This is a genomic window from Halomonas sp. HAL1, assembly GCF_030544485.1.
GTDB classification, from domain to species: Bacteria; Pseudomonadota; Gammaproteobacteria; order Pseudomonadales; family Halomonadaceae; genus Vreelandella; species Vreelandella arctica.
The window spans coordinates 1,563,777-1,576,422 of record NZ_CP130610.1 but is presented as its reverse complement, the minus strand read 5'-3'; the positions used below and the strand labels follow the sequence as shown (position 1 = coordinate 1,576,422).

15 protein-coding genes are annotated in these 12,646 nt (G+C 52.9%); 2 read left to right on the top strand and 13 right to left on the bottom strand.

The genetic code is table 11. The annotated features are described in order from the left end of the window. The 6 genes from Q3Y66_RS07430 to zapE form a co-directional block, all read right to left on the bottom strand. Positions 1-768 carry a cytochrome c1 gene (locus Q3Y66_RS07430; protein WP_008958672.1) on the bottom strand — a complete coding sequence of 256 codons (768 nt, stop codon included), beginning with the start codon at positions 766-768 and terminating at the stop codon, positions 1-3. Then, the gene (locus Q3Y66_RS07425; protein WP_008958671.1) at positions 768-2,027 is read right to left on the bottom strand and encodes a cytochrome bc complex cytochrome b subunit; all 1,260 of its coding nucleotides are present in this window, start codon (positions 2,025-2,027) and stop codon (positions 768-770) included. Before Q3Y66_RS07425 ends, Q3Y66_RS07430 begins: the two co-directional genes overlap by 1 nt. Next, positions 2,027-2,626 carry a ubiquinol-cytochrome c reductase iron-sulfur subunit gene (petA, locus tag Q3Y66_RS07420; RefSeq protein WP_008958670.1) on the bottom strand — a complete coding sequence of 200 codons (600 nt, stop codon included), beginning with the start codon at positions 2,624-2,626 and terminating at the stop codon, positions 2,027-2,029. Before petA ends, Q3Y66_RS07425 begins: the two co-directional genes overlap by 1 nt. A 209-nt stretch (positions 2,627-2,835) precedes the next feature. Beyond that, on the bottom strand, positions 2,836-3,225 hold the full coding sequence (gene rpsI, locus Q3Y66_RS07415) for a 30S ribosomal protein S9 (RefSeq protein ID WP_008958669.1): 390 nt from the start codon (positions 3,223-3,225) through the stop codon (positions 2,836-2,838). A gap of 13 nt (positions 3,226-3,238) precedes the next feature. After that, positions 3,239-3,667 (bottom strand): 50S ribosomal protein L13, encoded by a 429-nt coding sequence (gene rplM / locus Q3Y66_RS07410; RefSeq protein ID WP_008958668.1) that lies wholly within the window; start codon positions 3,665-3,667, stop codon positions 3,239-3,241. Between the two features lie 185 nt (positions 3,668-3,852). Then, positions 3,853-5,037 (bottom strand): cell division protein ZapE, encoded by a 1,185-nt coding sequence (zapE, locus tag Q3Y66_RS07405; protein ID WP_035587059.1) that lies wholly within the window; start codon positions 5,035-5,037, stop codon positions 3,853-3,855. Between the two features lie 207 nt (positions 5,038-5,244). Between zapE and Q3Y66_RS07400 the strand changes: the two genes are divergently transcribed. Beyond that, complete coding sequence (locus Q3Y66_RS07400; RefSeq protein WP_035587068.1) at positions 5,245-5,703, top strand: DUF1043 family protein; 459 nt, start codon at positions 5,245-5,247, stop codon at positions 5,701-5,703. Positions 5,704-5,786: 83 nt separating this feature from the next. On the opposite strand, the gene Q3Y66_RS07395 is transcribed toward Q3Y66_RS07400, so the two are convergent. Continuing rightward, the gene (locus Q3Y66_RS07395) at positions 5,787-6,548 is read right to left on the bottom strand and encodes a Nif3-like dinuclear metal center hexameric protein (RefSeq protein WP_008958665.1); all 762 of its coding nucleotides are present in this window, start codon (positions 6,546-6,548) and stop codon (positions 5,787-5,789) included. 129 nt (positions 6,549-6,677) lie between these two features. Between Q3Y66_RS07395 and Q3Y66_RS07390 the strand changes: the two genes are divergently transcribed. Continuing rightward, complete coding sequence (locus tag Q3Y66_RS07390; protein WP_008958664.1) at positions 6,678-7,943, top strand: Do family serine endopeptidase; 1,266 nt, start codon at positions 6,678-6,680, stop codon at positions 7,941-7,943. Between the two features lie 41 nt (positions 7,944-7,984). Here Q3Y66_RS07390 and hisD read toward each other — a convergent pair whose 3' ends face one another. The 6 genes from hisD to Q3Y66_RS07360 form a co-directional block, all read right to left on the bottom strand. Then, complete coding sequence (hisD, locus tag Q3Y66_RS07385; protein WP_008958663.1) at positions 7,985-9,301, bottom strand: histidinol dehydrogenase; 1,317 nt, start codon at positions 9,299-9,301, stop codon at positions 7,985-7,987. A gap of 13 nt (positions 9,302-9,314) precedes the next feature. Further along, entirely contained in the window at positions 9,315-9,968 is a 654-nt protein-coding gene (hisG, locus tag Q3Y66_RS07380) for an ATP phosphoribosyltransferase (RefSeq protein ID WP_008958662.1), read from the bottom strand. Between the two features lie 76 nt (positions 9,969-10,044). Beyond that, positions 10,045-11,307 carry a UDP-N-acetylglucosamine 1-carboxyvinyltransferase gene (gene murA, locus Q3Y66_RS07375; RefSeq protein WP_008958661.1) on the bottom strand — a complete coding sequence of 421 codons (1,263 nt, stop codon included), beginning with the start codon at positions 11,305-11,307 and terminating at the stop codon, positions 10,045-10,047. Between the two features lie 10 nt (positions 11,308-11,317). After that, the gene (locus tag Q3Y66_RS07370; protein WP_007114696.1) at positions 11,318-11,569 is read right to left on the bottom strand and encodes a BolA family protein; all 252 of its coding nucleotides are present in this window, start codon (positions 11,567-11,569) and stop codon (positions 11,318-11,320) included. A gap of 93 nt (positions 11,570-11,662) precedes the next feature. Then, positions 11,663-12,001, bottom strand: a complete 339-nt coding sequence (locus tag Q3Y66_RS07365; protein WP_008958660.1) for a lipid asymmetry maintenance protein MlaB — start codon at positions 11,999-12,001, stop codon at positions 11,663-11,665. Further along, positions 11,998-12,639, bottom strand: a complete 642-nt coding sequence (locus Q3Y66_RS07360) for a phospholipid-binding protein MlaC (RefSeq protein ID WP_008958659.1) — start codon at positions 12,637-12,639, stop codon at positions 11,998-12,000. The genes Q3Y66_RS07365 and Q3Y66_RS07360 overlap by 4 nt, the downstream gene beginning before the upstream one ends. Between the last annotated feature and the right edge of the window lie 7 nt (positions 12,640-12,646).

The window sequence follows — 12,646 nt, the reverse complement described above, 5'->3', positions numbered from 1 at the left end:
TTAGTGGATATCTCGCCAATACTCACGCTTGAGCAGGTAAGCAATCACACCAAAAATGAAAATAAAGATCAGCACCTTAGGCGCCAGTGCCTGGGCCTGGAGCTTGGAGGGCTCGCCTACATAAGCCAGGAAGTTAGTAAGATCATACACCGCTTCCTCAAACTCAGCAGGCTCGAGCTCACCAGGCTCTGTGACTTGCAGCACGTCACAAGACTGATACTTACCTGATAGCGCATCCGGCTCTTGCCCTTCTACCGGATGATCCGTTTCAGCGCACACCAGCTCTTGCACGCCCTGCAGAGGCTCCAACACGTTAGGCATTGCTACCAAATCGAATACCGTGTTGTTGACGCCGGTTGGACGGCTGGGATCTTTATAAAAACCGAGCAGATAGGAGTAGATCCAATCGGTTCCTCGCACACGTGTTTTCAGCGACAGATCAGGCGGCGGCGCACCAAACCAACCCTCTGCATCGCCACTGTCCATAGCAATGTGCATTTGATCGTTATAGGCCAACTCAGGTGAAAAAATCAGATTCTCTTCCACCAAATCCTGAGGCATCCCCAAGTCGTCAGCCGCACGGGCAAAACGCTGGTACTGAAGCGAGTGGCAACCCATGCAGTAGTTAACGTAGAGCTTCATGCCGTTTTGCAGCGAGGCTTGATCGTGAAGATCAGGCTCCATCGAATGAGGCACACTTGCCCCCCCTGCAGCCATCGCGGTTACTGGCACTAAGGCGAAAAGGAGTCCTAATAGATGCTTTTTCATTAGCCAGTCACCCTTTCTGGAACGGGTTTAGTCTTCTCAAGCTTGGTGTAGACAGGCATCAAGACAAAGAAGGCGAAATAAATCACGGTGCATGTTTGCGCCAGAATGGTTCGCCCTGTCGTTGATGGCAACACACCTAAAACACCGAGAATAACGAAGCTGATGGCAAACAGCAGCAACATCACTTTCGACATCCAGCCTTTATAACGCATAGAGCGCACCGGACTACGATCCAACCAAGGCAGCACAAACAATATGGCAATCGCCGCGCCCATAAAGATAACGCCCAGGAACTTAGCGTCTAAGCCAAACACCGAGAAAGTAATCGCACGAAGAATGGCGTAAAACGGCGTCATGTACCAAACGGGCGCAATGTGGTCAGGTGTTTGCAGCGGGTTAGCCTGATCAAAGTTAGGCCGCTCAATGAAGTAGCCTCCGCCTTCTGGGAAGTAGAACACCACCACACAGAAAACAAACAGGAATACCGCGACACCTACCAAGTCTTTAACCGTGTAGTAGGGATGGAAAGGAATTCCGTCCAACGGAACACCGGCCTCATCCTTCTTCTGCTTGATATCAATACCGTCGGGGTTATTTGAACCCACTTCATGCAGGGCAATGATATGCAGCACTACAAGCGCCAAAATAACGATGGGCAGGGCCACCACGTGCAGCGCAAAGAAACGGTTAAGGGTAATCCCTGAGATCAGGAAGTCACCGCGCACCCACTGCGCTAAATCAGGGCCAATAGCGGGAATGGCAGAGAATAGCGAAATGATAACCTGCGCGCCCCAATAGGACATTTGGCCCCAAGGAAGCAGGTAGCCCATAAAGGCTTCCGCCATTAGCACCAGGTAAATCGTCATGCCAAAGACCCACACTAACTCGCGGGGGGCTTTGTAAGAACCGTATAACAGGCCACGGAACATATGCAGGTAAACAACGAGAAAGAAAGCAGAGGCGCCGGTGGTGTGCATATAGCGGATCAACCAGCCCCACTCCACATCGCGCATGATGTATTCGACAGAATCAAACGCACCTTCAGCCGAGGGATTAAAGCTCATCGTCAGCCAAACCCCGGTTAGGATTTGGTTAACTAGCGCCAGCAGCGCTAACGAGCCAAAGAAGTACCAGAAGTTGAAGTTTTTTGGCGCGTAATATTTAGATAGATGCTCTTGCCACATTTGAGTCGCAGGAAACCGATCATCTACCCACCGCATGACGCCCTTTTCCGCTTTGGCTTTATTCGGGTTACCCATTAGGCACTCTCCTCATCTTCGCCGATGACAATGATGTCGTCATTCTCAAAGCGGTAGGGTGGAACCTCGAGGTTAGTCGGCGCAGGAACGTTACTGAACACACGACCAGCTAAGTCAAAGCGAGAACCATGGCAAGGACAGAAGAAACCACCCGGCCAATTATCGACGCCTACGCCCTCTGCATCAGGCTCAGGGCGAAAAAGTGGCGAGCAACCTAAGTGTGTACAGATACCAATCAGCACCCCAATCTCAGGTCGAATCGACCGCAACCCACCATCAATGTACGCAGGTTGTTGTGGCACTTCCGAATCAGGATCAGCTAACTGGTCACTACCCAGCGATTCAGTGCGCTCAATCATCTCTGGTGTACGATTGATAATCCATATAGGACGACCACGCCACTCAACGGTCATACGCTGTCCTGGTTCAAGCCTCGATATATCCGCTTGAACAGGAGCACCCGCCGCTCTTGCCCTGGCACTAGGCTGCCAAGAAGCCACAAAGGGTACCGCAACCCCGACAGCACCTACCGCACCCACAACGGAGGTGGCGCCTACGAGGAAACGGCGTCGGCCTTTGTTTACGCCGTTATCTGCCATTTCAGGTTTCTCCCATCAGCTTACCCGCTTCGCCGCAAAGGCGTCTTGCGGCGACGAATATCAAATACGCTCTATGGTAAAAAAACAAAGCGCTATGCACAAGAACAACCGCCCGTGACCATAGTGGTACGAGCAATATAATTTTATGATATTTCAATAAAAAACGCCCAGGTCGATGACCTGGGCGTTTTGCCGCATAGCGTAAAGAATTAACGCTTAGAGAACTGCGGACGACGACGTGCTTTGCGCAGGCCGACTTTCTTACGTTCAACTTGACGAGCATCACGCGTTACGTAACCAGCGGCACGTAGCGAAGGACGCAGGTCTTCATTGTAGTTCATCAGGGCACGTGTAATGCCGTGACGAATAGCACCTGCTTGAGATGAGCCACCGCCGCCAGCGACAGTCACGAAGATGTCAAACTGGCTTAGCGTTTCGGTCAACTCAAGCGGCTGACGAACAACCATACGACCAGTAACGCGACCAAAGTAAAGGTCTAGGTCTTGGTTATTGACAGTAATTTTGCCAGAGCCTGGCTTCATAAACACGCGAGCGGTGGAAGTCTTGCGGCGCCCGGTACCGTAATACTGCTGTGTCATGGCGAAGATTTCCTCAGATGTCTAGTTCAAGCGGCTGTTGGGCAGCATGCGGATGCTCGGCACCGGCGTACACTTTTAACTTAGTGTACATGGCGCGACCCAAAGGACCTTTCGGCAACATGCCTTTAACGGCAGACTCAATGATGCGCTCGGGCGCATGATCAAGCATTTTGTCGAACGTCATAGAGCGCAGACCGCCCGGGTAACCAGTGTGGCGGTAGTAGGTTTTAGCCTTCGCCTTGTTGCCGGTCACATGGACTTTCTCTGCGTTGATAACAACGATGTAGTCGCCGGTATCAACGTGAGGGGTAAATTCGGGCTTATGCTTGCCGCGTAGGCGACGAGCAATCTCGGTTGCCAGGCGACCGAGCGTTTTGTCCTTAGCGTCGACAACATACCAGTCGCGCTGGACGGACTGCGGCTTAGCACTGAACGTCTTCATGGATAAAATCACCAGATTAAATGTATTGGGTGACTCACACCGCTATACGGCGAAGCACCATCCCTATTCTTTTTGGTTGCCAGCTTACGCAAGCAACATGTAGCGAGGCGGCATTCTACAGTAAGGACAGCGACAAGTTAAGCCGTATCGTGACTTTTTTACTTGCCCGATAGACTCTTTGCCTTCTAGGGTTTATGCGCCAACGCCAAGTATTCTTTCGACTGCATTTCCTGTAGCCGGGAAAGCGTGCGCTGGAACTCAAACGTCAGCTTGCCATCGCTGTAAAGCTGCTCAATTGGCACTTCCGCCGACATCAGCAGCTTTACGCCACGGTCATAAAATTCATCGACCATATTGATGAAACGGCGCGCCTGATCATCTTTTTTTGCATCCATTCGCATTACATTGGAGACCAACACGGTGTGAAACTCACGGGCCAGCTCAATATAGTCATTTTGACTACGCGGCCCGTCACACAACTCAAGAAATTCAAACCAAACAATATCATCATGCAAACGGCGGGCTTTAAGCACACGATGGTTAATTTCTAGCGACGCATCTACTTCGCCCGCCTGCCCCGCTATTTCACGAAAGCTACGCGAAAGTTCATGCTCAGCCGCTTCTTCCAGCGGTGAGTGAAAAATAGCAGCCCGCTCAAGTGCGCGCAGACGATAATCAACGCCTGAATCGACGTTCACCACGCTGCAATGCCGGTTGACAAGCTCAATGGCAGGCAGAAAACGGGCCCGCTGCAGACCCTCTTTATACAGGTCATCAGGCACGATATTTGAGGTTGCCACCAGCACCACCCCGCGCTCAAAAAGCGCCTCCAGCAGGTTGGCAAGTATCATAGCATCGGTAATATCTTTGACGAAAAATTCATCAAAGCAAATCACACGCGCCTCAGTGGCAAATTTACCCGCAATCAGCGTGAGGGGATTTTTTTCACCCTTGTAGTGTGTCAGCTCATTATGGACGCGCTGCATAAAGCGATGGAAATGGGTACGCATTTTGTCAGGAAAAGGAAGGGATTCGTAAAACGTGTCCACTAAATAGGTTTTACCACGCCCTACCCCTCCCCAAAAATAGAGCCCTTTTACCTGAGGCAAGACCGGTTTATCGGCAGAGGAAGATTTTTTACCCATTAAGCCGGCCATTTTGGCTTTCAAGCCCTTATGGGCAACCAAGGTTTTTGGCACGGTCGTAGGTGCAGCTACAAGCTCATCATAAAGCCGCTGCAAATGTTTTACTGCTGATTCCTGCGCCGCATCATATTGAAAATCCTCACGCTCTAAATCCGCGCGGTAGCGCTCAATAGGCGATGCCGGGCGTGTTTTGGACATTGCCCTATCCGCAGATGTTGATGACATGCAATCGCCTCCCACAGCATGTAAGGCAGCAGCCAGCACAATGACTGGCAACCCTAAGAAGGCTGCGATTATACCCGTAGAGACGTCTAAGCGCATGAGTGGATTGACCCAACTGGCAGACTGACGCCTATAATGGCAGCCTGTTTAATTCAAAAGCTGCTGGCTAATGCAGTCTGCGGTTATATTCAAGGCGCCAGGGAGAACACTGTGGACGCAAGCTCACCATTAACCTTTGCCATTATCGGTTTTATCGTCGGTTTAATCGTTGGATTGGGCAGTTACCGCCTCTTCAGCAAAAGCCAGCGTGAGGCTGCTTCCATGCGTCAAAAGCTACTCGAACGCGAACATCAAATCGCTGAAATGAAGAACAGCGTGGGCAGCCATTTGACCGGGATCTATCAGCGACTCAGCAATATTCGCGATGAAGCCAACCAACTAGAACTTCAGCTAAAAGAGGACGCTGAGGAATGGGATATTCGCGATGCGGCGATTCAGCCAAGCCTTGATCTTTCTGGCATCAATTCTACCTCTGAACAGCAGGCACAGGCTGATACAGCGGCTCCCGCTACCCCGCGCGACTATGCCGACGGTAAAGGCGGCACGCTATCTGAGGATTTTGGCTTGAAAAGTAATGAGGTGGCAACGCCTCAACCACCTCGCTATTAAGTAACTAAACGACAACATTAAGTAACCAAACCACAGTAAGCTGCCCCGATTCTCGTCAACGATCTTTCGGGGCGCTTAATGTGTTAAGCAGGATTATCAATATCCACAAAGCGATGCTCAACATCATACTCATCGCTTAACCACTCACCCATGGCCTGGATTCCATAACGCTCGGTAGCGTGATGGCCAGCAGCGATGTAATGGATTCCCATTTCGCGCGCCAAGTGGGTGGTTCGCTCTGATATTTCACCCGACACGAAAACCTGCGCCCCCGCTTCAAAGGCTGCCGTAATCATGTCTTGCGCCCCACCGGTGCACCAGGCAATGCGCTCAATATCACCCACCTGCGGGGCTTCAATGACCAAAGGCTCACGCTGAAGGGTGTGCGCAACTTGCGCTGCGAGATCCTGTACAGAAAGTGGCTGCGCTAAACGTCCTGACCATAAAAGCCCTTCTCCTAGCTCGCCATCAATACACCCCTCCACTTTCCAGCCTAGGCGCCTGGCCAATTCGGCGTTATTGCCCATTTCGGCGTGAGCATCCAACGGTAGGTGGTACGCCAGCAGGCTGATATCATTATCAAGCAGTGTTTTAATCCGCTTCTGCTTCATACCGGTGATCGCAACGGGTTCGTTTTTCCAGAAATAGCCATGATGGACCAACACCATATCCGCCTGCCAAGCAACGGCTTCGTCCAGCAAAGCCTGACAGGCTGTCACTCCCGTCATAACGCGTTTAACGTGCTCACTACCCGCCACTTGCAAACCATTAATCGTATAATCTTTAAACTGAGCAGCGCGCAGCTGATGGTCACAGGCTGCCACTAATTGGTCACGATGAATCATATTGCGTCCTTTTATTGATTTAACTGCACCCGTGAGGAACTTGCTAAGAAAGTGTTACCATTAAAACATTGTAAAACTCGCGGCTTTTTATCGCGAACAGTGAGACTGACTCGTTAAGGAATTTATTACATGCGACGCTATGTGCTGCCTTACCTATGGCCTGTTGTTACTGGCGTACTGCTCGCTGTGGTGATTCTGTTTGCGCTCCCCGAGCAACTTCCCAACCCATTTCGTGATTCACCGCCACAGGCGCCTCAATCTCCGGCCCCGGTGATCTCTACGGTCCCAGCGGCAGTGGAACCCAACCCTAATCGCCCAGCTCCAGAAATACACCAAGCTGCACCTCTATCCCGCAATAAGGGCCCGGTGAGCTATTCACGAGCAGTCGAACAAGCAGCGCCGGCCGTGGTTAACATTTATTCATCACGTATTGTGGAACGCGATCAGCACCCACTGATGTCGGACCCCTTCTTCCAGCAATTTTTTGATAGCCAGGGCGACGATGCGACGACTCACCAGCGGATGCTTTCCAGCCTAGGCTCTGGGGTTATTGTGAGTGAAGACGGCTACGTATTAACCAATCACCACGTTATCAATGGCGCCGACGAAATTCAGGTGGCGTTACGTGATGGGCGCGAAACGTTGGCCGAAGTGATTGGCACCGACCCTGAAAGTGATTTAGCCGTGCTGCGCATTAATTTGGACGACTTGCCGGTTATTGAACTGACCGATTCTGCCGATGTAGCAGTGGGCGACGTAGCGCTGGCCATTGGTAACCCTTTTGGGGTCGGCCAAACCGTCACCATGGGCATTATTAGCGCCACGGGGCGTAATCATCTAGGGCTCAACGCCTATGAAGATTTTATTCAGACAGATGCTGCGATCAATCCAGGCAATTCTGGCGGCGCGCTGGTCAACCCTGACGGTGCCATGGTGGGTATTAATACCGCCATTTTCTCACGTTCAGGTGGCTCCCAGGGTATTGGGTTTGCGATCCCCGCCAACCTTGCCCACAGCATCCTAGATGAACTGGTTACGCAAGGGCGTGTGATTCGTGGCTGGCTGGGTATAGAGGCACAAGCGCTGTCACGTGAGCTAGCGGCCTCCTTTGGGCTGCAAACACCTCAAGGCGTTATTGTTGCCGGTGTCGTCAGCGGCGGCCCGGCTGCGCTAGCAGGCCTAGAGCCTGGCGATGTACTACTCGCCGTGGACGGAGAGCCCATTCTGGATGCTCGCTCCACGATGAGCGAGATCGCCTCAATACCGCCCGGCACGTCGCTACCATTAACCATTGTGCGCAGCGGTGAGCGTATGGAAATGACACTGGAAGTAGGCGAACGCCCGCTTCCCGCTATTCCGATTAATGAAGAGGTGCCCGGCCAACGCGACTCATAGCGGTAACAGCTTGAGCGCGTTGACAAGGTGCTAGGGGGGCATCAATCGCGAATACGGTACTCAGCTGAGCGGGCGTGGGCGGTTAATGACTCGCCCCGCGCCAATACCGAGGCAATTTTACCCAGCTCAGACGCACCGCCTGCCGAGCAGTGAATAATCGAAGAGCGCTTCTGGAAATCATAGACACCCAGCGGTGACGAGAAACGTGCCGTTCCAGAGGTAGGCAGCACGTGATTGGGGCCCGCGCAATAATCTCCCAGCGCTTCGGCAGTGTAACGTCCCATAAAGATCGCCCCGGCGTGACGAATATCGTCCAACCAAGTGCCTGGCTCAGCCACCGAAAGCTCCAGATGCTCAGGGGCGATCCGGTTAATTAGCGTAATCGCTTCTTGGGCGTCCTGACAGTGTACTAGCGCTCCACGTCGGCGCAGCGATTCACGCACAATCTCTTCGCGCTCTAAAGTCGGCAGTAGGCGCTCAATCGCGGCCTCAACGGCAGCTAAGTGCGCTTTATCCCAGCTCACCAAGATCGCCTGAGCATCTTCGTCGTGTTCGGCCTGGGAGAACAGATCCATTGCCAACCAATCAGGATCAGTCAGCCCATCGGACACCACCATGATTTCCGAAGGGCCGGCAATCATATCGATCCCCACCTGACCAAACACCGCGCGCTTAGCCGTGGCTACATAAATATTGCCTGGGCCCACTATCTTGTCGACGCGAGGCACTGTTTCTGTGCCATAAGCAAGCGCAGCCACCGCCTGAGCCCCACCAATCGTGAACACATAGTCGACCCCGGCCAGATGGGCCGCCGCCAGCACCAACTCATTGAGCACGCCATCCGGCGTAGGTACTACCATGACGATCTCACGTACACCGGCCACATGGGCAGGAATCGCATTCATCAGCACCGAAGAGGGGTAAGCCGCCTTTCCACCCGGCACATAGATACCGGCGCGATCCAGTGGTGAGACTTTCTGCCCCAGCACCGTGCCGTCAGCCTCTTCGTATTGCCAGGAGCTGGGCTTTTGGCGCTCGTGATACTGCTTAATGCGCTCGGCGGCACTGGATAGCGCCTCACGCTGTTCAGAAGGCAGGTGATCAAACGCCTGCTTCAACTGCTCAGGTGTGAGTTGCAATTCGTCCATTGAGCTAACAGAAAGCCGATCAAAGCGGTTGGTAGCTTCAATTACTGCGGCGTCGCCTCGCTGTTTAACACTGGCAAGAATTTCTTCTACGCGCGCCTGAACTGCTTTGTCTGACACCCCTTCCCAATCTAACAGCGCATCAAGCTGATGGTTAAAGTCTGCATCGCTTGTCGACAGGCGTGAAATGGTGGCATTACGTTGTTCGCTCATGGGTCACCTCATGTCATTCAGCAAGCTGTGCCTGACGCTTTTTGACCGCGCTGTCTAGGCGAGCCAGTAACGGCTTAATGCGCTCATGCTTCATGGTCATGGCCGCCTTATTCACTACTAGTCGGGTGCTGATATGGGCGATTAGCTCACGCGGCTCCATACCATTCGCCCGCAATGTATTGCCGGTATCAACGATATCGACAATTTCGTCCGCTAGGTTCATCAGGGGCGCAAGCTCCATGGCGCCATAAAGCTTGATCACTTCGGCTTGAATGCCCTGCTCGGCGTAATAGCGACGGGCCACATTCACAAACTTAGTGGCTACCCGGCGCCGGGCACGCGCAGGCAACTGGCCGGTAACGCCCGCCGTCATCAACTTACAGCGAGCAATCTCCAAATCCAGCGGCTCGTATAACCCTTCAGCGCCGTGCTCAAGCAGTACATCTTTCCCAGCGATACCGACATCCGCGGCACCCAACTGAACGTAGGTGGGCACGTCGGTTGCGCGGATAATCACCAGCTTGACGTCTGGCAAGTTGGTGTCAAACAGCAGCTTACGGCTTTTGCTCAGATCCTCGACGGGCGTGATGCCCGCATCGGCCAGCAGTGGCAGCGTTTCTTCCAGAATGCGGCCCTTCGAGAGGGCTAAAATCAGTTGCTTACTCATCGTTTAGGCCAGTGGTTAATAGCATGCAGCGCCAGTAGCATGCAGAATTAGTAGCAAGCGAGTTTGGTCGCATAGTTTAGCCAGGAATACGGCGAATGCGCGCGCCTAGTAACTGCAATTTTTCTTCGATGCACTCGTAGCCACGGTCAATGTGATAGATACGATCGACCAGGGTTTCGCCTTCGGCCATCATCGCTGCAATCACCAGCGAAGCGGAAGCGCGTAGATCGGTCGCCATGACAGGCGCGCCGGAAAGCTTCTCGACCCCTTCTATTAATGCGGTATTACCTTCCAGCACTATATTGGCGCCCATGCGATTAAGCTCTTGAACGTGCATAAAGCGGTTCTCGAAGATCGTTTCGACCACTCGAGAGTGCCCCACGGCCACTGCGTTCATAGCTACGAACTGCGCCTGCATATCGGTTGGAAACGCAGGATAAGGCGCCGTGCGAATATTCACCGCCTTTGGGCGTTTGCCGTGCATATCCAGAGCAATCCAATCGTCACCGCTGGTAATCTCAGCACCCGCCTCTTCCAACTTGGCGATGACCGCATCCAGGATATCCGCCCGGGTGCGCTTTACCTTCACTCGCCCACCTGTCATGGCAGCGGCTACCAGAAACGTGCCCGTTTCAATACGGTCGGGCATGACATCGTGTTCGCAGCCGTGAAGTTTCTCAACGCCCTCAATGGTAATAGTGTCAGTACCTTGGCCGCTGATTTTAGCGCCCATCTTGATCAAACACTCTGCCAAGTCGACGATTTCTGGCTCGCGGGCAGCGTTCTCTAGAACGGTTTTGCCATCGGCCAACGTCGCCGCCATCAATAGGTTTTCGGTACCGGTTACTGTCACGGTATCAAAGTAAATCGTCGCGCCTTTCAGGCGGCCATCGACCCGCGCACGGATGTAGCCCGCTTCAACGCGAATCTCAGCACCCATGGCCTCCAAACCACGAATGTGCAAATCCACCGGGCGCGAACCAATCGCGCAGCCACCGGGCAGCGACACATCGGCTTTACCGAAGTGGGCAAGCAGTGGCCCTAACACCAAGATGGAAGCACGCATCTTTTTAACCAGCTCATAAGGTGCGTGGCATTGGGTCACCTGAGAACCATCTAACTGGATACTCAGCTTCTCACCCATTACCGGCTCAACCCCCATACGACCAAGCAGCTCTAAGGTGGTGGTAATATCCTGCAGGTGCGGCAAATTACCAATCACTACGGGGCCGTCGGCCAACAGGCTGGCACACAAGATGGGTAACGCTGCATTTTTGGCACCGCTCACCCACACTTCACCGTCTACCGAACCATTGCCGGTAATGATTAATTTATCCATGGAGCGACCGTTACTGGACGTTTTCCGGTGCAGTTTGCCACTGCGCCGGAGTAAACGTTTTGATACTAATGGCGTGGAGCGCGCCAGAGGCGATCTCATCACTGAGAGCAGCGTAGACGAGCTGCTGACGTTTGACTGGAGAGAGACCTTCAAAGGCATCGCCAACCGCAATCACCTGAAAATTACAGCCTTCACCCTGAATATGGAACTGACATCCGTCTATACGGGATTCAAGCAGTGCTTTTACCTCGTTGGGTTGCATGGCGCAAAAAACTCCTTTGGGGTCGTCGATATTAATAAACGTAATTGGGTCGACATAATAAAGAAAAGCAACGCGCTTGGCGATGGCGTAGCTTTAAACAGCCAAGGTCGCTGATGGATGATCAATTAATGCATCCAGTTCGGCTAATGAGGCAAGTCGGCGTAGAGGGGCTGAAAAGCGGATAGCCTGAACCTGGATTTCACGCTGCCGGCACGTGCGCAACCATTCAAACAGCACGCTGATGGCAGCACTGCTGGCTTTTTCAACGCGGCTAAAATCCAGTGTTAGTGAAGTTAACTCGGCTTGCTTGAGCCACGTAACGCCGCTGGCGGCCAAATCGGCCGCCAACGTCACATCCACATCACCGACTACCTGCAAGGTAGCGTCTTCAGCATCCACCGTGACACCGGGGCGTGAAAAAAGGGTTGTCACGCATCGCCCCCCTGCTCAAGCTCTTCAACACCCACCTCAGGCGACCAACCGTCGATGACAACATCATAATCGCGATTATTATCACGCATGGCTTGGTCGAACTGATTGCGGAACGTCAAGCCCAGGTTAATGCCATTTACGATCACATTGACCACCCGCCACTCGCCATTAGAAAGCCTTAAGCTATAGCTCACGGGATATACTTGCCCGTTATTCGCCACCACTTCCATCGCGACACTGGCTTGATCGTCATAGCGCTGTGCTTGCTGGGCATCCAGCACTCGCAGCTCGTCATAATCAAATGTCACCAGTCCACGGGTATAGGTATCAATCAATGTTTGACGAAACACATCGGCAAAACGGCTGCGCTGCTCTGGGGTGGCGTTACGGAAATAATTACCCATCACACTGGCACCGATATAGCGAAAATCAGCCACTTGATCGAGATTTCTATCCACTAATGCCTCAAGCTCACCAAGATTATTAGCGTAATAATCTTTACGACCCTCAAGGTCTTCCATTAGTGATTCAACATTATCGCGAACCAATGCTTCAGGGGACTGGCTCTGTGCTAGGGCCTGTAGCGGCACCACTAACCCCACCATGATCATACCCACCAGCAACCAACGACTTACCATCCCGTTT

Excerpts from the sequence above, each read along its gene's own strand:
- hisD (WP_008958663.1), bottom strand. The coding sequence starts at position 9,301 with ATGAGCGAACAACGTAATGCCACCATTTCACGCCTGTCGACAAGCGAT.
- petA (WP_008958670.1), bottom strand. The coding sequence starts at position 2,626 with ATGGCAGATAACGGCGTAAACAAAGGCCGACGCCGTTTCCTCGTAGGC.
- murA (WP_008958661.1), bottom strand. The coding sequence starts at position 11,307 with ATGGATAAATTAATCATTACCGGCAATGGTTCGGTAGACGGTGAAGTG.
- Q3Y66_RS07390 (WP_008958664.1), top strand. The coding sequence starts at position 6,678 with ATGCGACGCTATGTGCTGCCTTACCTATGGCCTGTTGTTACTGGCGTA.
- Q3Y66_RS07360 (WP_008958659.1), bottom strand. The coding sequence starts at position 12,639 with ATGGTAAGTCGTTGGTTGCTGGTGGGTATGATCATGGTGGGGTTAGTG.
- Q3Y66_RS07425 (WP_008958671.1), bottom strand. The coding sequence starts at position 2,027 with ATGGGTAACCCGAATAAAGCCAAAGCGGAAAAGGGCGTCATGCGGTGG.
- Q3Y66_RS07395 (WP_008958665.1), bottom strand. The coding sequence starts at position 6,548 with ATGATTCATCGTGACCAATTAGTGGCAGCCTGTGACCATCAGCTGCGC.
- Q3Y66_RS07370 (WP_007114696.1), bottom strand. The coding sequence starts at position 11,569 with ATGCAACCCAACGAGGTAAAAGCACTGCTTGAATCCCGTATAGACGGA.
- rplM (WP_008958668.1), bottom strand. The coding sequence starts at position 3,667 with ATGAAGACGTTCAGTGCTAAGCCGCAGTCCGTCCAGCGCGACTGGTAT.
- zapE (WP_035587059.1), bottom strand. The coding sequence starts at position 5,037 with ATGTCATCAACATCTGCGGATAGGGCAATGTCCAAAACACGCCCGGCA.
- hisG (WP_008958662.1), bottom strand. The coding sequence starts at position 9,968 with ATGAGTAAGCAACTGATTTTAGCCCTCTCGAAGGGCCGCATTCTGGAA.
- Q3Y66_RS07430 (WP_008958672.1), bottom strand. The coding sequence starts at position 768 with ATGAAAAAGCATCTATTAGGACTCCTTTTCGCCTTAGTGCCAGTAACC.
- rpsI (WP_008958669.1), bottom strand. The coding sequence starts at position 3,225 with ATGACACAGCAGTATTACGGTACCGGGCGCCGCAAGACTTCCACCGCT.